The organism is Micromonospora cathayae (assembly GCF_028993575.1).
GTDB lineage: Bacteria > Actinomycetota > Actinomycetes > Mycobacteriales > Micromonosporaceae > Micromonospora > Micromonospora cathayae.
The window spans coordinates 5,209,340-5,228,775 of record NZ_CP118615.1; the positions used below are offsets into that span (position 1 = coordinate 5,209,340).

The 19,436-nt window shown below is 73.2% G+C and carries 14 protein-coding genes and 1 pseudogene; 10 read left to right on the top strand and 5 right to left on the bottom strand.

The genetic code is table 11. The features are described 5' to 3' along the window. Positions 1-302: 302 nt before the first annotated feature. The 10 genes from PVK37_RS23360 to PVK37_RS23405 all read left to right on the top strand — a co-directional run bounded on the left by PVK37_RS23360 (position 303) and on the right by PVK37_RS23405 (position 11,255). Positions 303-1,157 carry an ABC transporter permease gene (locus PVK37_RS23360; RefSeq protein WP_275029865.1) on the top strand — a complete coding sequence of 285 codons (855 nt, stop codon included), beginning with the start codon at positions 303-305 and terminating at the stop codon, positions 1,155-1,157. Next, entirely contained in the window at positions 1,154-1,879 is a 726-nt protein-coding gene (locus PVK37_RS23365; RefSeq protein WP_275029867.1) for an ABC transporter ATP-binding protein, read from the top strand. The genes PVK37_RS23360 and PVK37_RS23365 overlap by 4 nt, the downstream gene beginning before the upstream one ends. Positions 1,880-1,899: 20 nt before the next feature. After that, complete coding sequence (locus PVK37_RS23370; protein ID WP_275029868.1) at positions 1,900-2,919, top strand: ABC transporter substrate-binding protein; 1,020 nt, start codon at positions 1,900-1,902, stop codon at positions 2,917-2,919. Position 2,920: 1 nt separating this feature from the next. Continuing rightward, positions 2,921-4,396 (top strand): MFS transporter, encoded by a 1,476-nt coding sequence (locus tag PVK37_RS23375; RefSeq protein WP_275029869.1) that lies wholly within the window; start codon positions 2,921-2,923, stop codon positions 4,394-4,396. Between the two features lie 22 nt (positions 4,397-4,418). Continuing rightward, entirely contained in the window at positions 4,419-5,321 is a 903-nt protein-coding gene (locus tag PVK37_RS23380; RefSeq protein ID WP_275029870.1) for an ABC transporter substrate-binding protein, read from the top strand. 138 nt (positions 5,322-5,459) lie between these two features. After that, a complete protein-coding gene (locus PVK37_RS23385) occupies positions 5,460-5,807 on the top strand; it encodes a CU044_2847 family protein (RefSeq protein ID WP_275029871.1) in 348 nt (115 codons plus the stop codon). Next, a complete protein-coding gene (locus PVK37_RS23390; protein WP_275029872.1) occupies positions 5,804-6,778 on the top strand; it encodes an AAA family ATPase in 975 nt (324 codons plus the stop codon). The genes PVK37_RS23385 and PVK37_RS23390 overlap by 4 nt, the downstream gene beginning before the upstream one ends. Positions 6,779-6,943: 165 nt before the next feature. Continuing rightward, on the top strand, positions 6,944-8,581 hold the full coding sequence (locus tag PVK37_RS23395) for a hypothetical protein (RefSeq protein ID WP_275029874.1): 1,638 nt from the start codon (positions 6,944-6,946) through the stop codon (positions 8,579-8,581). Then, entirely contained in the window at positions 8,578-9,885 is a 1,308-nt protein-coding gene (locus PVK37_RS23400; protein ID WP_275029876.1) for a CHAT domain-containing protein, read from the top strand. Before PVK37_RS23395 ends, PVK37_RS23400 begins: the two co-directional genes overlap by 4 nt. 23 nt (positions 9,886-9,908) lie before the next feature. Beyond that, a complete protein-coding gene (locus PVK37_RS23405) occupies positions 9,909-11,255 on the top strand; it encodes a hypothetical protein (RefSeq protein WP_275029877.1) in 1,347 nt (448 codons plus the stop codon). 45 nt (positions 11,256-11,300) lie between these two features. On the opposite strand, the pseudogene PVK37_RS23410 reads toward PVK37_RS23405, so the two are convergent. From PVK37_RS23410 to PVK37_RS23430, 5 genes and pseudogenes are all read right to left on the bottom strand, one after another. Continuing rightward, positions 11,301-12,073 (bottom strand): annotated as a pseudogene (locus PVK37_RS23410) (nucleotidyltransferase domain-containing protein). A 5-nt stretch (positions 12,074-12,078) separates the two neighbouring features. Beyond that, positions 12,079-12,771: a nucleotidyltransferase domain-containing protein gene (locus PVK37_RS23415; protein WP_275029879.1), complete on the bottom strand. Its 693-nt coding sequence runs from the start codon at positions 12,769-12,771 to the stop codon at positions 12,079-12,081. A gap of 54 nt (positions 12,772-12,825) precedes the next feature. After that, a complete protein-coding gene (locus tag PVK37_RS23420) occupies positions 12,826-14,277 on the bottom strand; it encodes a radical SAM protein (protein ID WP_275029880.1) in 1,452 nt (483 codons plus the stop codon). Further along, positions 14,277-16,868 carry a glycosyltransferase gene (locus PVK37_RS23425; protein WP_275029881.1) on the bottom strand — a complete coding sequence of 864 codons (2,592 nt, stop codon included), beginning with the start codon at positions 16,866-16,868 and terminating at the stop codon, positions 14,277-14,279. The genes PVK37_RS23420 and PVK37_RS23425 overlap by 1 nt, the downstream gene beginning before the upstream one ends. 136 nt (positions 16,869-17,004) lie before the next feature. Next, positions 17,005-19,344: a flippase-like domain-containing protein gene (locus PVK37_RS23430; protein WP_275029882.1), complete on the bottom strand. Its 2,340-nt coding sequence runs from the start codon at positions 19,342-19,344 to the stop codon at positions 17,005-17,007. Between the last annotated feature and the right edge of the window lie 92 nt (positions 19,345-19,436).

Sequence of the window (19,436 nt, forward strand, 5' to 3'; positions counted from 1 at the left end):
TTGATGCGCCTACAGGATCCGCCTCGGACGGGCGACATTCAAGCGCCACCCGGCCACGCCCCGACGGCTCCGGCCACCCCGGCGGCCCACCGATCGGCAGCCCGCCACCGGCCAGCCGGCGTCACCCACCGCGACAGACCTCCCCGGCTTCCGCTACGGAATCCCATCAGCCGAGAGGGACCTTGCTTTCCCACTAATCCTATCGACACCATAGGAAATGCGAGATCGCCCCACGTCAGGGCGATTTCACTCCTCGTCACGCCCGACCTACGGGCGACCGTGTACCGAAAGATGGGATGGCGATGACCGTCACGCACCCCGTCGGCGCGGAGGAGGTCGCGATCCGCTCCGGGCCCCCCTCCCCGCCGCCGGACCGTCCGTCCGCCACCGACCGGTGGACCCGGCTGACCCGACCACTGCCCGCCCTGCTCCTCGTCGGCCTGCTCACCGCCGGCTGGCAGCTCATGGCGGAAACCTCGGGCAGCGCGCTGATCCCCGGCCTCGGCGAGATCGCCGACAACCTCGCCGAGATCACCGTCAGCGGCGCGCTGTGGGAGAACGTCCAGGTCACCCTGGTCCGGGTCGGGCTGGGCTTCGCCGTGGCGTTCGTCGTCTCGGTCGCCGCCGGCATCGCGATGGGACGCAGCGCGTGGCTGCGACGCTTCCTGGAGCCCGCCGTCCTGATCGGCCTCGCCACGCCCGGACTGGTCAAGGCCCTGCTCTGCGTCATCTGGTTCGGGGTGAGCCTGCTCAACCCGATCCTCACCGTGGCGCTCGCGGCGGCCCCCGCGCTGACCATCAACGTCGCGCAGGGCGTCCGGGCGGTCGACCCGGCGCTGGGCGAGATGGCGCACATCTACCGGTTCGACGCGCTGACCCGACTGCGGTACGTGTGGATCCCGGCGATCGTGCCCGACCTGTTCACCGGCGCGCGGCTCGGCATCGCCATGGCCTGGAAGGTCATCGTGCTGGTGGAGATCTTCGGACTCGCCGACGGGGTCGGTTACCAGCTCAACCTGGAGTTCTCCCAGCACAACGTGGCCGGGGTGCTGGCCTGGACGATCGCATTCGCGCTGGTCATGGCGATCATCGAGTACGGCCTGCTGCAGACCGCGGAACGGCGTGCGGTGCGCTGGCGGCGGGTGGCGGCCCGATGAGCGTCCAGGTGACCCTCGACCGGGTCGACAAGGCCTTCACCAACCGGCGGACCGGGGAACGGCAGCAGATCTTCCGCGACTTCTCGTTCACCCTCGCCCCGCACGAACTCGTCGCCGTGGTCGGCTCCTCCGGCACCGGCAAGACCACCCTGATGCACCTGATGGCCGGCCTCGAACGGCCGGACGCCGGCCGGGTCGCCACCGGCGGCGGCGTCCAACCCCGCCTCGGCATGGTCTTCCAGCAGCCCCGGCTGCTGGACTGGACCTCGGTCGACACCAACGTCCGGCTCGCCGCCCGCGCGGCCGGCGTCGACCCCGCCGAGGTGCCCCGGATCCTCGCCGCGGTCGGCCTGACCGAGTACGCCCAGGCGTACCCGTCGGTGCTCTCCGGCGGGCAGCGGCAGCGGGTGGCGGTGGCCCGTGCGTTCGTCGTCCAGCCCGAGCTGGTCCTGCTGGACGAGCCGTTCAGCGCGCTCGACGAGCTGACCGCCCGCCGGCTGCGCCTGCTGCTCCAGGAACTGTGGCTACGCGAGCCGCGCACCGGGCTGCTGGTCACCCACAACGCCCTCGAGGCCGCGTTCCTCGCCGACCGGGTGCTGGTGCTCGGCGGCCGGCCGGCCGAGGTGGTGCGGGAGTACCGGATCGACCGGCCCCGCCCGCGTACCCCCGAGGACCCCGAACTGTTCGACATCCACCGCCAGATCGTGGCGGCCCTGGCATGACCACCCGGAAGGAACCCCTCGTGTCCCCTCTCGACCGTCGATCGTTGCTCCGTACCGTCGGCCTGCTCGCCGGCGGGGCCGGCGCCACCGCGCTACTGGCCGCCTGCGGTCAGGACGAGCCCGCCACCGCCGGCAGCGGCGCCAGCCCGCTCCGCGCCAAGGTGCAGCCGCGCAGCCCCGGGACAGCCGGCGCGATCCGGGACTCCGTGGTGGACGAGTTCGGACTGGAGGCCAAACACCGGCTCAGCCTGGACCGCAAGGCCGGCGGCGGCCCGGGTGCCGGGCAGGAACAGCTGCTCACCGGGGTGCTGGACATCTACGCGTTCGGCCCGCTCGGCGCGACCGAGGTCAACACCAGCGGCCACGACATCGTCATCGTCGGGCCGTCGCTGTGGAACCACGGCAACTGGATCGTCCCGGCGGACAGCCCGTACCAGACCGTCGCCGACCTGAAGGGCAAGAAGATCGGCGTCCAGCCGCCGTCCAGCGACACGTACCGGGCGGCGGCCCTGGCCTCGGCGGTCAACGGCATCGCCTTCGACAAGGAGTACCAGCTCTTCACCGGCCAACCGATCGCCAACCTGGCCCTCTACGAGCGCGGCGACCTGGACGCGATCATCGCGATCGAGCCGAACGCCACCCGGCTGGTCGCCAAGGGCAACCGGCAGCTCGCCTCGGTCAGCCAGCTCTGGCAGCAGGGCACCGGCGACACCAGCCCGCTGTTCCTCAACGGGGTCGCGGTCCGCCGGGACTGGCTGGCCGCGAACCGGGAGACCGCGAAGGCGTACGTGGACCTCACCGTCGAGGCCTGGCAGCTGATCAAGAAGGACCCGTCGCTGACCGCGAGGTACCACGCCGACTACGGCATCAAACCGGACGAGAAGAAGGCCATCGAGCTGCTGCCCGAGCGGCTCGTCCCGCTCTACGGCGACGTCTGGGACGACACCGTGTTCGCCAACATCGACAAGCAGATCGAGGTGGCGGTCGAGGCCGGCGTCCTGAAGAAGCGGGCCGACAAGCCGGTGTACGAGAAGCTCTGACATGTCGCTGCCCTGGCGCGCCCGCGCCGCCCTGCTGGTCTGCTGCGGGACCCTGTTCCTCGGCGTCCTGGACGGCACCGCGTTGAACCTGGCCCTCCCCTCCCTCCAGCGCGACCTGCGGTTGACCACCCCCGAGTTGCAGTGGGTGGCGACCAGCAACGCGCTGGTCCGGGCCAGTCTCACCCTGCTGTGCGGCGCGATCGCCGACCGGTACGGGCGGCGGCGGGTGTTCCGGCTCGGCCTGGCGGTCTTCGTCGTCGGTTCCCTGCTGTGCAGCGTGGCACCGGACGCCGGCTGGCTGATCGCCAGCCGCGGCCTGCAGGGCGCCGGGGGTGCGCTGATGGCCCCACCGGCGCTGGCCCTGATCGCCAACCTGTTCCCCGACGCGCAGCGGCGGGGCCGGGCACTGGGCACCTGGAGCGCCACGGCCGGGGTCTCCGCCGCGTGCGGCCCGCTGGTCGGCGGGGTGCTGGTGCAGGCCGCCGGCTGGCGCAGCGTCTTCCTGGTCGGCGTGGGCGGGGCGGGGCTGCTGTACCTGGGCACCCGGCTGCTGCCCGACGGTCGGGTGGACGGTCCGACGCGCCGCCTCGACGGGCTGGGCAACACCCTGGCCGCGCTGGTCCTGGTCGGCTTCACCTTCGCGCTGATCGACGGCCCGAGCCGGGGCTGGACCAGCGGGGCCGTGCTGACCGCGGTGGCGGTGGCCCTGGTCGCGGCGATCGGCTACGCGCCGGCCGCCCGGCGGCGACCCGACCCGGTGCTCGACCCGGCGCACCTGGCCGTCCCCGCGCTGCGCGGGGCGGTGCTCAGCGCGGTCGTGGCCTACCTCGCGCTGGCCGGCTTCACCTTCGTCAACACGTTCTACCTGCAACAGGTCCGTGGCTTCAGCCCGCTGGAGACCGGCGTGCTGACCCTGCCGACCACGGTGGGCACGCTGGTCCTGGCCAACGTGTCCGGCCGGATCGTCGGCCGGCGCGGAGGCCGGCTGCCCGCCACCGCCGGGCACCTGTGCTTCGTGGCGTCCATGGCGCTGCTCGCCGTGGTCGTCACCACCGACGCCTGGCTGCCGGTGCTGCTGGTCGGCTACCTGCTCCTCGGGGCGGGCATGGGCCTGGTGAACCCGCCGGCCACCAACACGGCGGTGAACAGCCTGCCCGGGGAGCGGGCCGGGGTGGCCAGCGCCATCACCAGCGCGTCCCGGCAGATCGGCACCAACCTCGGCGTCGCCGTCCTCGGCGCGGTCGTGGTGTCGGTGCTGGCGGCCACCGGCCAACCGACCGACGACATCGCCCGGGTCGCCGCCGAGTCCGGCGACGACTTCACCACCGCCCTACGCGTCGCCTACGGGCTGGTGGCGGCCACCGCCGTGGTCACCGCCTGGGCGACCTGGCGGCTGTTCCGCCCGCCACCGGCCCGGAAGGAGGTGGTGGCCGACGCCGACCTGGCCGCTCCATCCACCGCGACACCCGTCACATGACACCCACGAAAGGACCACCACGGTGGCACTCAAGAAGGTCAAGAGCGTCCGTACCGGCGCCATCTTCACACTCCCCTACCTGGTCGGACTCGAGCACGGGTACTTCGCCGAGGAGGGCATCGACCTGGAACTGGTCGCCCCCGGCTCGTACGACGCCGTGCTCAAGCCGATCGAGGAACACGAGCTGGTCAGCTCGTTCGGCGGCATCTCCAAGCCGTTCGAGAGCGGCGACGTCTCCCTCTACCGGGCCTGCGAGTGGGGCCAGATCCGGCGCTCGGCCGACAGCACCCGGGGTGGGCAGATCATCGCCAAGCGGGCGGCGGTCGCCAGCCAGGCGATCTTCGTCCGGCCGGACTCCGGCATCCACCACCCGCAGGGCCTGGCCGGGAAGACGGTCGGGGTGAACTTCCACCACGGCTCGCACTACCTGGCCATCCAGTCGCTGGAAGGGTTCCTGGAGCCCGACGAGATCAAGGTGGTGCACGCCGGCGGCCCGGCCGAACGCTTCCGCAAGCTGCGCGAGGGCGAGATCGACGCGGTCGCGCTGATGGAGCCGTGGACCACCGCCGCCGAGAAGCTCGGCTACGTGCTGATCACCGAGGCGTTCTACGTCGGCTCGGAGATCGCCAGCGCCGACGTGGACCCGGAGACCTTCGCCGCGGTGGACCGGGCGGTCCGCCGGGCGGTCAAGAAGATCAACGAGGACATCCGGCCGTACCTGCACCACTTCGTCGACGAGGTGCCCGCGGAACTGGTGAAGCTGACCCCGGAGGACTTCCGGCTCGGCCGGCTGCGCTACGCCGACCCGGAGCCGTACCCGGAGGGCGAGTTCGAGCGGACCTACCGGTGGATGGTCAAGTGGGGCCTGATCTCGCCGGAGTCGACGTTCACCTCCATCGTGGACAACCGCGTCGTGTCGGTGTGACCCGGTGACGTCCCGCCGGCCGGGCAACGACGCCCGGCCGGCGGGATGTCGGATAACCGACTGATCCTCACGAGTCCGCACGGGGCTGGCGGATCCTGTGGCGACCACCGATCGCCGACGGACGTTGCGAGGATGCCCATGGTTGTCGTCATCGCCGGAACCACCGCCCGGGGCGGGCAGCTCCTGGTCGACGTGGAGGCCGTCGCGGCTGACGACCCGTACGCCGACGTCGAGGTGCGCGGCGAACGGTTGGACCGGTTGAGGACCGTCGGCGCGGACCTGGTCGGCGACGGGCTCGACCTGGTGAAGGAGTGCGCGCAGCGGGTCTCCGGCATGATCGCCACGATGACCGACGACATCGAACCGGACGAGCTGGAGGTCCAGGTGGCCGTCAAGCTCGACTACTCGCTCGGCGCGGTGCTCGTCGGCAAGGGCACCGCCGGCGCCCAGCTCCAGGTGACGATGCGGTGGAACCGCGACCGGTGAGGAGCTTCCCCCCGCCCCTGGCTGGACAAGCTCCGACGCCGAGGATCCTGCCGTACTCGCTGGTCGTGGGGCAGGAGGCGCTGAAACTCGCCCTCGAGGTCTCCTATGTCGCGCCCCAGGTCGGCGGGGTGCTGGCCAGCGGGGAACGCGGCACCGCCAAGTCCACCGTCGTACGGTCGTTCGCGATGATGATGTCCGGCCGGCTCCCGGTGACCCTGCCGATCAACACGACCGACGACCGGCTGCTCGGCGGCTGGCAGATCGACGCGCTGATGCGGGCCGAGGCGAAACCGTATCCGGGGCTGTTGGAGCAGGCGAGCGCACAGGCCGGCGGGATGCTCTACGTCGACGAGGTCAACCTGCTCGACGACCATCTGGTGAACCTGATCCTCGACGTCTCCTCCACCGGGGTCCTCACCGTGCAGCGGGAGGGCCTCGACGTGCAGAAGGAGGTGCGGTTCCAGCTCGTCGGCACGATGAACCCCGAAGAGGGCGGCCTGCGACCGCAACTGCTCGACCGGTTCGGCCTGATGGTCACCGTGCCGGGCGACCCCACCCCGGACGTCCGCCGCCGGGTCCTGGAGACGGTGCTGCGCTTCGAGGACGAGACCGAACGAGGGATATCGACCTGGTTGGACGCCGCCCGCGCCACCGACGAGCGCCGCCGCGACGAGCTGACGGAGGCACGCCAACGGTTCCACGACGTGGGGTTGGCAATGGACCTGGTCAAGCTCTGCGCCCGGCTGGCCGGGGCGCTGCGGGTGGTGGGCCACCGTGGTGAGCTGGTACTCGCCAAGGCAGCCGGGGGCCTCGCCGCGATCCGGCAGCTCGCCGAGGTCAGTGTGGCGGAGATCCGAGACCTGGCGCCGATGGCGTTCGCGCACCGCCGCCCGACACGGGACGGTCTGCACGACGGCCGGTGGACGGAGGAGGACGAGCACCTCCTCGCCGACCTGATCGGGAAGGGTTGACCCGTGTCAGCCGGGCCGGCGGACCGACTCATGCACGCGGTGTCCTGTCTGGCGGCCGAACCCCGGATAGCCGGGTTGCTCCTGTTCGACCTGGACTCGGACTCGCTGCTGACGCTGGGTCGGTGGTTCGCCCGGCGAGTCACCACGCCTGGCCAGGAGCCGGGCGTGGCCCGAACCCTGTTCGTCCTGTCCCCACATCTGACCGAGGAACAGCTCTGGGCCACCGCCCGGCTGCGTCCGGGCGACGGCGGCCTCCGCGTGGTGACGGAGGTGAGCCCACTGGTGGATGCCGATCCTTCCCGGCCCCCACCGGTCGTGGTCGTGCCCGATCTCGCCCAGCTCGCTCCGTCCGCCGCCCGCGCCATGGCGGTACTGGTCGGCGCGGACGTCTCCCACCTGGAACGGACCGGCGTGTCCCTCTCCTGGCGCCCGCGTGCCACCTGGCTCGTCCAGTGCCCACGCGCGAGCCTCCGGCGGGTCTCCCGGCACCTGCTCGACCGGCTACAGCTACGGGTGGAAACCGCCGGCCTCCGGGTGGTCGAGTCAGGTGACGGGGCGCTCACGGATCCCGGTCAGCCCACCGGCGGGCCGACCCTGACGTTGCCCTCGACGGCACCGCCGGTCAACCCGATGGATCGGCCACCGCGCCTGACCGCCGAGGCGGTCGACCGGGTGCTGCACCGGTGCCCGGCGACGGGAGGATCCCGACGGGACCTCGCGCTCGCCCACGCGGCTCGAGGGCTGGCCGTGTTGCACGGCGAGGAGGAGGTCACGGCCGCCACCGTGGACAGCGCCGCCGACCTCTTCATCGGGCCGAGCGGCCGGACGGCCCGCTTCGCGCCGGCCGCCGACCGTCCGCTCCCCGTCGAGCCGGTCGACGACGCGCGGCCGTCACCGCCGGACCCGGTCACCGGGGTCGTGGTCAGCGACAGCGAGGATCTGGACACCCGGGACGTCCCGGCCACCGCGCACGCCGCCCCGCTCCATCCGGAGGACACCCGCGACAGCAGCGCGGATCCCGGCCCGGAGCACCAGCCGTGGCGACGCCCGCTGCGCGGGTCACCGTCCGGACGATCGACCCGCACCGAGCCGGCGCGGACCGACCTGACCGACGTGGCCGTGACCCCCACCCTGTTGGAGGCAGCCCGTTTCCAGCGGGTCCGCCCGCCCGCACCGACCCGGGACCGACTCGTCGTCGCCCCCACGGACCTGCGGGTCCACGCCCGCCCACCGGCCCCCGGGCGACGTCTGGTGCTGGTGCTCGACCACTCCTGCCACCGGTCCTGGAACTGGCATGCCGTCCTGGCGCCCTATCTCCGCTGGGCGTACGTGCGGCGGGCCGGGGTGTGCGTGATCGAGCTCGGCGGCCGCGACGCCCGCGACGAGCTGCGGGCACAGTCCTACACCGCGCGCAGCCTGCTCGATCCCCGCCTGCCCGACTCGTTGCGACGGCCGGCGGGGATGGCGACCCCGCTCGCCCACGCCCTCACCCTCGCCGCTGCGGCACTGCACGCCGGAGCGGCCCGGGGCGGCGACGAGGCATGGCTCGTCGTGGTCACCGACGGCCGGGGCAACGTGCCGCTGGCAGCCAGCGTCAGCGGCGTCGTCACCGGACCGGTCGCGACGGCGGGACTGTCGGACGCGCTGACCGTCGCGGCCGAGATCCGCCGCCGCGCCCGGGCTGACGTGGTCGTCGCCTGTCCCGGCGGTCGGCCCGGCCGGCACCTGGCCAGCGCGCTGGCGGACGCCCTCGGCGGGCGCCTCGTCGTCGGCGAACCGGTCGGACCGGGCGTGCCGCCGTGACCCCGGGCGAGAGCCTGGAGGGTGTGCTGCTGCCGGCGGGCACCGTCGCCGAGGTCGATCCGGCCGCCGAACCGCCCGGTACGGTCGCGGTCAGCCTCCCGGAGTTACCGGGGGACATCGAGGTCAGCGAGGCGGTCGAGACCGAGCCGGTCGACGTGCCCCTGACAGCCCGGCTGGAGCCCGGCGTCGCGGTGCTGCGGGTCTACCGGGACGCGCTCGGGGACCGCTTCAAGGTCGCCGGGGACTGTCCGGAACTGCCGCTGCCGGACACGGTCTCCGCTCGGCAGGGCCGCCCGGACGTCGGACTCGGCGCTCTGGTGGTCGGCGGGACAGGTGAGCATCCGGTCGACGTCTGCGCCCGCCTGCACACCTGGTCGGAGTCGAAGACCGAGCTGGTGGCCTGGGTCAACCGGCTGCGGCTCCGGTTCGGCGACTCCTTCCGGCTGGTCATCGCCGACCAGACCGGGTGGGAGATCCCGTGGGAGTTGCTGCGACTGCCCCCGGACCGCACCGGCGAGCTACCGGCCGGCTGGCTGGGCGGGATCGTGCCGGTCTCGCGCCGGCTGACCGTCGAGCCGGACGCGCCGGACAAGCACACCCACGGGGCGCACACGTGCGCCGGTGAGACGGTCGCGTTCGTCGACACCGACATGACGGCCGACGGCGAGGCGCTCGCGCGGTACGGCGCCCACCAACTGCCGGACATCCACGACCTGCTCGACATCCTGGAGGACGGCTCCCGGCAGTTCGGCCTCATCTATCTCGGCTGCCACGGCGACTTCGACCCGGCTTCGGGCACCGCGTTCCGGCTCGCCGGCCGGCCGCACTCCGACAACGGCCTGGTGCGTACCGGAGTGAGCGTGTTCGAGCTACGACGCAGCACCCTCGCGGCGGTGGCCAGTGGCCGGCCACTGGTCATTCTCAACGCCTGCCACTCGGCCCGCAGCGTGCTGGACGAGCGCAACAACGACGGCACGTCGCACGGGTTCGTCCGGGTCTTCCTCGAGGCCGGCGCGGCGGGCGTCGTCGGCACGGTGGGAATGGTGGGACTGCACGACGCCCGCCGGGTCGCCGAGGACCTGCTCCGCCGCCTCGAGCAACCCGGGGCGTCGATCGCGACGGCCCTACGGGACGTGCGGGCGGTGCTGGCCGCACGGGAGGACGCGCTCTCCCACAGGCAGCGACGCACCGACGCGGGCCGCGACACCGTGCTGAGCTTCCTCTACGGCTTCATGTACGTCTACTTCGGTCATCCCGACACCGACGTCCGGCTGTCGACCGTCGAGCCGGCCGGTCCCGGATGACGGCCACGCCGGACAGCATCCGCGTGACACCGCTGATCGCCTGGCCGAGACGGGTGGAGGTCGGGCGGGACTACCTGGTCACGGTCGATCTCAGCTTCCCGCCCGACCAGTGGCCGTACCAGGACGAGGAACTCAGCCTCGGTTGCCTGTTGGAGGGTGCCGGGCAGTTCGTCGTCGAGTCCTACGGCGAGACCAGCATGATCCTGCACCGCTTCGGTGGCACGTACGGACCGGTGCGGTTCGTGGTGCGCGCCACCGCGACCGACCGGGAGCAGACCGACGGCGCGCTGTGGCTGACCCTGGTCACCGCCGGAGGCGTGCCCACGACGCCGATCCGCCTCCCGGTGAGCCTGACGCGGGTCCCGGTGGACCCCCTGGTCGACGGGGGCGACGATCCGGCCGACGAGACCGAGACGCCCGCGCCACCCCTGGCACCGCCACCGACGGCTGCCCCGGAGCCGAGCGAGGAGACCCGGCCCACCATGTCCGGCACGAACCCCTTCGCGACGCCGATGACGCTGCGGCCGCTCGCCCCGCTCGACCCGCTCCGGTACCCGTACCACCTGTCGTGCTACGTGCCGGTCGGCGACACGGAGGTGGCGTTCGACCAGTTCCGGACGACGATCGGCGCACCGGAAGACCTGCGGCTCGACGGCCGGATGGTGGTGGTCAGCGGGCCGGGTGGCTGTGGCAAGACCTCGTTGATCAACCGATGCGCCCAGTGGCTGACCGAGGGGAGCGGGACAGGTGATCTGCACCCGGTCGTCCTGGACCTGAGGCGGGTGGGGCAGCCGAGACAGCCGACCGCCGAGCGGATGGCGGAGGTCTGGGACTACGCGCTCTACTCCCTGGAAAGTCAGCGCCTGCTGGTCGGTGAGCCCGACGCCCTGCGGGGCCGTACCGCCGCCTACTCCCTGCTCAGGAGCATCCTCGTGCCGGATGTGCTGGTCGTCGCCCTGCTGCCGCCGATGGAACTGCCTGCGGAGATGGTCCGCTACGCCCGGCAACCGACCCCGCAGGTCGTCTTCTTCATGGAGAACTCCTCGGACCAGCGACACACCCTGGGCCGGGACGCGGCGACACCGCCGATCGACCTCGCCGTCCGCGGCGTGACCGAACGGGAAGCAGAGCGGTTCGTCCACGAACGGCTCGGCCAGACCGCCGAACCGCTGCCCCGGATCGCCCCCGGCGTCATCGCACAGTACGTGTCGCTTCGGAAGCACGTGTCGGTGGGCGAGTTGCAGCGGCTGCTGTTCGGTGTCTACCAGGAGGCGCTGGAAGCCGCCGTCCCGCCCGACGAGATCACCTTCGACCACCTCGCCCGGTACTTCCTCCGGGTCGCGAACGCCCTGCCCGACGACCCTCGGTAGCGAGCCCTCCGGGTGCCGCCCGTGGCTACGCCACGGCACCGCCCCTCACCCGGACGGATACCCGAGCCGGGCCTCGACCACCAGCGCGTCCAGGTCCCGCCACCCGGACGGCTGCTCGGGCAGCGGGCTGTCCTGCCGGGCCCGGCCGAGCCGGGCGGTCAACGCGTCGAGGTCCCGGTCGAGGGTGTCCCGGGGCACCAGGTCGTCGAGCGGGCCGTGCTCGGCGGTCGCCTTCACCGCGATCAGGTCGGGCAGGTACGCCGGGCCGGCTCGGCGTCGAGCAGGGTCGGCAGGTGGGCCTGCACCCGGCCGGACCGCATCAGGTGGATGCCGGTCAGCAACGCCCGGAAGGTGTAGAGCAGCGGCTTCAGCTCGCCCGTGCGCGCGAACAGCCGCCGCTGGGTGGCGGCGAAACCCTGGTAGTGGTGCCCGTGGTGGCGGGTCAGCACGCCCGGGGCCAGCGCGACCAGCGCCGCGTGCGTCGGGGACGTCCGCACCACCAGCGGCGACAGCAGCTGCTCCAGCACGTACCCGTTGCGCCGCAGCATCAGCCGGACGAACTTCCGCAGGTCGTGGGTGACCAGGTCCAGCTCGACTCCGTCGCGTCGCCACATCGCGGTGCGGGTCTCCTCCGGCTCACCCAGCCCGACGAGCTGCGGCACCGGCAGCAGGTGCACACCGCGCAGGTCCACGTCGGAGTCCCGGGACGGGAAGCCGTACAGGTGCGCGCCGGAGACGGTCGCGAAGACCAGCGGGTACGGCTGCTCCCCGACCACGGCGGCCAGGTCCACCCCGGCCGGCAGTCCGGCGGCGGTCAGCGCGCTCACCCGGACACCGCCACCGACCGGCGGCGGACCGAGACCAGCCACCGCTCGACCCGGTCGGTGTCGGGTTCGGCGGGCAGCGGGCTGTGGTCCAGGCTGGAGACCAGCCGGTCGACGAGCCGGTCCCGCCAGGCGACGACCTCCGCCCAGGGCAGGTCACCGGCCTTCACCGCGAGCAGCCGGTCCCGGTCGGCACCCACGTCCAGCACCAGTTCCCCGGTACGCATCAGGTGTCCGCCGGCGGTGAGCAGCCGGATCAGGTGCATCACGTGCCGCCACACGGGTGACCCCGACCGGGCGATGCCCCGTTCCGCCTTGCCGAACTGGGCCTGCGCGTACCGCAGGTAGGTGTCGACCACCCGGCGGGACAGGAACGCCGGGGTCAGCTCCCGCAGCTCGCCGCCCAGCGGGGTGCAGGTCTCCACCAGCGGGGAGTGCAGCACCTCCAGGACGTTCGGGTTGGCGGCCAACCCGAGCACGCAGACCCGTTCGACCTCCCAGCGCAGTTGCTCCGGCAGCGGCCCCTCGTGGTGCTGCGGCGGCTTGGTCAGCGGCCAGAACGCGGCCGCCGGCAGCGCGTACACGCCCCGGCGGTCGGTGTCGGAGGCGGCGGTGGCCAGGCCGAACGCGCGGGAGCCCACGACCACCTGGAGGATCGTGTGCGCGTCGACGTACCGGTCGGTGAGGGACACGCCGAAGATCATCGCAGCTACCGGCGGAGCCGGCAGCTCGATTCGCGGCCCGGGTCAGCCGGCCAGGTCGGTGTTGATGACCGCCTCGACCAGCACCTCGCCGACCGGGGTGAGGGTGACCGTGCCGGCGGTCGGGTCGAGCGTCACCAGCCCCCGGTCGGCGAGCCCGGCGAACCGGTCCGTCCACGGCGCGGCGAACAGCGACCGGCCCGGGAACCGTTGCCGGTGCAGGTCGTCGCGGAGCGGCTGGAGGCTGGTCAGGGCCATCCGGACCGCGCGGGCCTCCTGCCCGGCGGGGGTGAACCGGGTGGCCGAGGAGAGCGGGATCCGACCGGCGTCGACCGCCTCGGTGTACCGCTGCCAGTTCACCTCGCTGATCGCCTCCGAGGTGCGGCAGCTGGAACTACCGCCCAGCCCGATGGCGACCTCGGCCTCCTGCCGGTGCTGGTCGACCATGATGGACTTCCACTCCTCCGGCCCCCGGCCCCGCTGCGCGAAGTACATCGTCGGGTGTTCGACGTACCCGGCGGCCCGCAGCCCGTCGGTGAGCAGCGCGCGCATCTGGTACTGCTCGGCCAGGCTCGGCCAGCGGTGGCCCTGGCGCTCCCGGCGTTCCCGGTAGGCGGGCAGCTGCCAGGCGGCCGGCTGCACGCCGGCCACCCCGGTCCGGGTGTCGGTGTACGACTTCAGGTGCAGCTTGGTGCAGACCACCGCTGTCGGCGCCAGGTCGAGCACGGTGTCCAGGTCCCGCGCGACGCTGTCCACGGTCTGGTCGAGCAGCCCGTACATCAGGTCCACGCTGATCCAGTCGAAGCCGGCCCGCTGGGCGTCCCGGACGAAGTCGGCGGCCCGGCGGGCGTCGTGTTCCCGGCCGCACTCGCGCAGCACCACGTCGTCGAAGGACTGCACGCCGCTGGAGAGCTTGGTGCAGCCCAGCTCGGCCAGCAGGTCCAGCTTGTCCGGGGTGAACGTGCTCGGGTCGCCCTCGAAGCGGATCGCGGTGTCCGGCCCGAAGGCGAAGTTCCCCCGGTAGAAGTCCAGCAGCCGGCGGATCGCGTCCGGCGGCAGCAGCGACGGGGTGCCGCCGAACACGTTGAACTCGCCGATCGGCGCGCGGGCCAGGTTCGGTACCCGGTCCAGCCACAACCGGGCCTCCCGGATGTTCCAGTCCACCCAGTCGGCGGCCCGCCGGTCCGCGTCCGCCCCCTTCACCAGCACCACCGGGTACTGGCAGAACCGGCACCGGTAGGCGCAGGTCGGGATGTACGACCACAGGTGGATCGGCGCGGTGTCGGCGAGCTGCCCGTCCAGGTCGGCGAGGAACTCCTCGACCGGGTGGTCGGGTACGTCACCGGGGAAGACGTGCGCGCCGAACGGGTCCTCGACCACGTACTCCAGCAGGTGCCGGTGCTCCGGCGCGGCCAGGGTGTCCAGCACCGCCGGGACGGGGTACGCCGGGTCGGGGCGGCGCAGCGACTCCAGGGCCTGCGGGTAGTCGAGCGCCATCAGAACACCCCGCCGTTGCCGAAGTAGTTGTGCGCCTCCCCGGACTCGCGGTCCTCGCAGTAGTAGCGGACGAACTCCCGGAACCGCTCCGGCGGCACCTCGGCCAGGCAGGGCGGCAGCGGCGGAGGGTACCCGATGTCCTCCCCCACGGTGGCCCGCAGCCGGGCGAAGATCTCGTCGGCGAACTCGAAGTAGAGCCGGTACGCCGGGGTCTTGTACGCGTGGATCGGGCTCAGGTCGGTCACCCGCATCTCGTCCAGGATCTCGGCGATCCGCCGGCCGAGCCGGTCGGCCAGGTCCGGGCCGAAGAACTCCCGGACCGGCTCCTCGGCCAGCCGGGCGGGCCGCAGCAGCACCGGCAGGATGGTGTTCTTCGGGGTGAAGTCCTTGATGGAGAACTCCCACGCCTGCCGGGCCTCGTCCTCGGTCAGGTCGACCGGTTCGGCCGGTTCGACGTCGCCGGCGTCCGGGCGGATGTCGCGCATCACGATGGTGCCGTTCGCGCCGTACGCCCGCCCGGTGATCACCTCGTCGATGGCGTGGTCGACCCGCCGTGGGTTGATCTCCACCCGGGAGCGGGGCAGGTAGGCGATGTCCTCCCCGGCGGCGGCGACCCGGATGCCGAAGTCCCAGTCGTCGGAGAGGTGGTTGACGAACCGTCCGTCGCGCAGCTGGTAGAAGATCTCGATGCCGCCGACCCGGTCGTGCGCGTCCCGGTCGACGGCGAAGCCCTTGCCGTCGGGGAACCCGCCGAAGATGGCGAAGGTGACCGCGCGGCAGCGCAGCGTCCGGGAGATGGCGTCCCACAGCCGGGGCCGGGACGCGAAGTGCGCCGCCGAGTAGTAGTAGTCGCAGACGCCGATGGCGGCCTTGGTCTCCCGCATGCCGGCGGCCAGTTCACCCAGCCAGTCCGGGTCCACCCGGCAGTCCGCGTCCGCCGACACCAGGTGGAACGGCTCGTCGCCGGCCGGTCGGCCCCGGCTGCGCTGACTGGCGAAGACCATGCCGGCCCGGCGGGCGCAGGACACCCCCTGCTCGGGCTCGGTGATGATCTCCAACTGGAAGGTCGGGTGGGCGGCGGCGAACGCGCGGGCCACCGCCCGGGTGTCGTCGGTGGAGTTGTTGTCGACCAGCACGACCTCGTACCCGGCGTGGTCGAGCGGCGCGCCGTCCGGGCCGCGCTGGTGGGCCAGGGAGTCCAGCACGGCGGGCAGGTTGGCGGCCTCGTTCCAGACCGGCAGCACCACGCTGAGCGTGGTGCGCGGATTCATCGGCCGCAGCAGCAGCCGGTCCAGCAGCCGTTCGGCCTGCCCCCGGTCGAAGTGCCGCAGGCTGAGCCGGTGGTTGGACTCCGCCACCTCGGCGCGGGCGTCCGGGTCGCGCAGCAGCGCGGCGACCTCGGCCACGAACGCCGCCGTGGGCAGGTCGGCGGCGGCGGCGAGGACCGGCGCGCGGAACCCCTTCCCGCCGTACACGGTGTCGTAGAGCGCGTACCGGGTGGTCAGGTAGGGCACCCCGGCGGCGATCGCCTCGCCGATCGGGTTGCCGTAGCTCTCGTAGTCGTAGGAGGTGAGGAAGGAGACCACGGTGGCGTGGGCGAGCAGGTCCCGCACCGACCAGCCGGCCGGGTCCTCGGCGTCGTACGGGGCGAGCCGGCCGCCGAACACCACCCGGTCGGTGACGCCCAGGTCGGCGGCGAGCCCGGTCAGCCGCCGGTGCTCGGCCGGCGACTCGGTCGGGTCGCCCGCCACGAACAGCCACGCGTCGGGCAGCGCGGCGATCAGGTGCAGGTCCCGGTCGATGCGCTTCTGCGGGATGATCCGGGTGCACCGGGCGATCAGCGGCACGTCGTCGGGGATGCCGTGGTCCCGCCGGAAGTCCCGGTTGCCGGGGGTGACCGTGGCCCGGTCGTGGCTGAACGTGTTGGGCAGCACGTCGATCGCGGTCAACTGCGGGGCCCACTGCCGGGTACGCCGCAACGCCTCGTCGTGCAGCACCAGGTGGTGCAGGTACGGCGAGTCGGTGGGCGGGTCGACCGCCGGCCAGGGGTCGGTACCGTACTTGCCGCTGCTCGGCTCGCTCTGCCACATCAGGTCGTGGTCGCGCCACAGCACGTACCGGCCCAGGCCGCGCCGCTGCCCGTACTCCTCGACGGCCCGCCGCAGGGCGCGGGTGTAGGCGACGTTCTCCGGCAGGGTGCCGTTCTCGACCAGCACCGCCGTGACGTCGTGTTCCTCCCAGGCGGCCACGATCGCCTCGGCGAGCGCGGCGGTGACCGCGTCGACCTCCGCCGACCGGACGGGGTCACCGCGCCGGACCAGGTCGTCCAGCACGTCGGCCACGAACGCCTCGTGGTAGCCGGGGATCCGGTCCAGTCCGTCGACCCGGGCCAGTTCCAGCCAGTCCGGGAACAGCCGGCTCTCGTCCCGGTACGGCCGGTGGAAGGCGTGTTTGTCGGCCTTGATGTCGTAGCCCAGGTCGAGCAGGACCCGGTAGCCCCGGTCGTGGAAGATCCGGGCGGTCTTGACGAACTCCACCACCACCCCGGAGATCGGGGTCGCGTCGAACGAGACACCCCACAGTGTTGTCATCCGCCTCGTCCTCCCGGCACAGATCGGTGACGCGGCACAGGTCCACGATGGAAAACCCATGCTGACACAGGTCAGCGCCGACCGCCCGCCGGCCGGTTGGGGGCGCGGGGAACACCCGGACCGGACCGTCGCCGGTCTACACCAGACGCCGGTGGACGAGCACCCGCAGGGCGAGGTAGCCGGGCACCGCCGGCAGCCAGAAGGTCGCCAGCCGGTAGACCAGCACCCCGGCGACCGCCGTCTCGACCGGCACCCCGGACAGCAGCAGGCCGGAGACCAGGGCCGCCTCGGTGGCCCCCAGCCCGCCCGGTGTCGGCGCGGCCGACGCCACCCCCTCCCCGACGATGCAGACCAGCAGCACGGCCGGCAGGAACGCCAGCGGGTCGGGCAGACCGACGGCCAGCAGGGCGAGGTACAGGCTCGCGCCGTAGGCGAGGGTGAGCGCCAGGCAGACGGCGAGCAGCCGGACCAGCCGCCCGTGGTGGACCAGGGCCCGCAGCGCGTCGACCGCCTGCCGGGTGGCGGCGCGGCCCCGGGCCCGTAGCCGGGGCAGCGCGAGCACGGCGGCGGCCACCAGCAACACGGCCAGCACGGCCAGCAGGACGACCAGACCGCGGGTGGCGGCGAGGTGGACCAGCTCCCGGCTCGGCCGCCGGGCGAACGGCAGCAGCACCGGCAGCAACACCAGCACCGAGCCGACGCCGGCCAGCCGGGACACCGCGACCGCCGTCGCCGCCTCGGCCGTCGACAGGCCCTGCTGATGCAGGTACCGGAGGCTGAGCGCGGCCCCGCCGACACTGCCCGGGGCGAGCCGGTTGGCGAAGGACGCGGCGACCTGGAGCAGGACGGTCCGCCCCAACGGCACCCGGTCGACGGCGGCCAGACGCAGCGCGAGCGCGCCCAACAGGTAGGTGGCCGCCGAGGCCAGCAGCGCCCCGGACACCGCCAGCGGACCGGCGTGCAGCATCAGCCGCAGCGCGGTCCGGACCTGACCGAGCTGGGGCAGCAGGAAGTGGACCAGCAGACCGAGCATGACCAGCAGGAAGACGCCCCGCGGGGTGATCCGGACGACCCGGGCCAGGCGGTCGCTGCGGTGTGGGCAGCGGCGGAGGATCTCGTCCCGGAGCTGGTCGAGCAGCCCCGGACGGTCGTCGAGGATCCGACGTCCGGCCCGGGACAGCGACGGCGGTTGCAGGTACGGCAGGCAGTCCGCGACCGGCTCCGGGCCGAACTGGTCGACGGCGGCGGCGACCACCTCCGGGGCGTCCGCCCGCCCGGCGAGCGTCACCAGCAGCTCGACGACGTCCCGGGCCCGCTGGTCGGCGGTCGCGTCGTCGGTGCCGAAACCCAGGTCGACGAGGTGGGCGGTGTCCCCGTCCCGGAGGATGTTGGCCCCGCGCAGGTCCCGGTGGGCGATGCCGGCCCGGTGCAGGCGGGCCACCTGCCGGCACACGTCGGTGACCGCCCCCGGCGGCAGCGGGCGGGGGTCGTCCAGGGGCCGGCCGTCGACGAACCCCTGGACCAGCAGCGCGGTACCGTCGGGTTCGGTGGCGGTGATCACCAGCCCGGGGGTCCGCACCCCGGCCCGTTCGGCGAGCAGCGACAGGTACGCCTCGTGTTCGTTCTTCTGCTTCACCGTGACGTACGGCGGTTCGTCCTGGACGTGCCGGTACCGGACCCGGCGGTACAGCTTGTACAGTCGGTCCGCGTCGCGCTGCTCGCCCCCGGTGACCTTGACGAACAGGCGTCGCCCGTCGGTGGTGGTGGCCCGGTAGGGGCGGGAACCGCGGGCGTCCCCGGCGATCGGTGTGAGCCGGGCGACGTGGATGCCGCGCCGGCGCAGCGTGCGCCGGATCCGGGCGACGGCCTGTTCCGGCCCGACCTCACCGACGACGAGCCGGGTCAGGCCGACGGCCAGCCAGCCGACCAGGAACCCGCCGACCGCGTCGACGGGCAGGTGCGCGCCGACGTGCACCCGGGCCAGCGCGACCACCGCGACCACCAGCCACAGGTACCCGCGCATGTGCCGGGGCACCACCCGGGCGACCACGAGCGCCAGTGCGGTGACCACCGCGACGTGCCCGGACGGGTATCCGAACGCCCCGGTGACCGTCTCGTGCAGACGTACGTCGGCCAGCAGCGCGCCGGGCCGCGCCCGGGCGACGGCGATCTTGTTGACGACGGCCAGGCCGTACGCCAGGGTGCCGGCGAGCAGCAGGTCCCGGGCCAGGGCGACACGTCGCATGACGAGGGCGACCGACGCCGCCCCGACGACCGCCGGGTACGAGCCCAGCTGCATCACCACCACCAGGGCCGGCGTGGCACCCGGGGGCAGGTGGTTGAGCAGGGCGAACAGGTCCTGTTCCCAGCGGCCGACCGGCCGGTGGCGGACCTGGTGACCGAGCACCAGCAGCAGCAGGACGGCGGTGGTCACGCTGAACACGAGCGCCGGTGACGGTCGGCGGGTCCGGGCCATCGCGGGTCCTCGGATGGGCGGTGCGGCGGGTGCCGGTCTCGGCTGCCGGCTCTGGACCGACGGTACGGCGCGCCGGTCGTGGCGGGGGCGCA

Bases quoted from the DNA above. Each gene is read 5' to 3' on its own strand.
- PVK37_RS23360 (WP_275029865.1), top strand. From the start codon at position 303: ATGACCGTCACGCACCCCGTCGGCGCGGAGGAGGTCGCGATCCGCTCC.
- PVK37_RS23365 (WP_275029867.1), top strand. From the start codon at position 1,154: ATGAGCGTCCAGGTGACCCTCGACCGGGTCGACAAGGCCTTCACCAAC.
- PVK37_RS23375 (WP_275029869.1), top strand. From the start codon at position 2,921: ATGTCGCTGCCCTGGCGCGCCCGCGCCGCCCTGCTGGTCTGCTGCGGG.
- PVK37_RS23385 (WP_275029871.1), top strand. From the start codon at position 5,460: ATGGTTGTCGTCATCGCCGGAACCACCGCCCGGGGCGGGCAGCTCCTG.
- PVK37_RS23420 (WP_275029880.1), bottom strand. From the start codon at position 14,277: ATGGCGCTCGACTACCCGCAGGCCCTGGAGTCGCTGCGCCGCCCCGAC.
- PVK37_RS23425 (WP_275029881.1), bottom strand. From the start codon at position 16,868: ATGACAACACTGTGGGGTGTCTCGTTCGACGCGACCCCGATCTCCGGG.
- PVK37_RS23430 (WP_275029882.1), bottom strand. From the start codon at position 19,344: ATGGCCCGGACCCGCCGACCGTCACCGGCGCTCGTGTTCAGCGTGACC.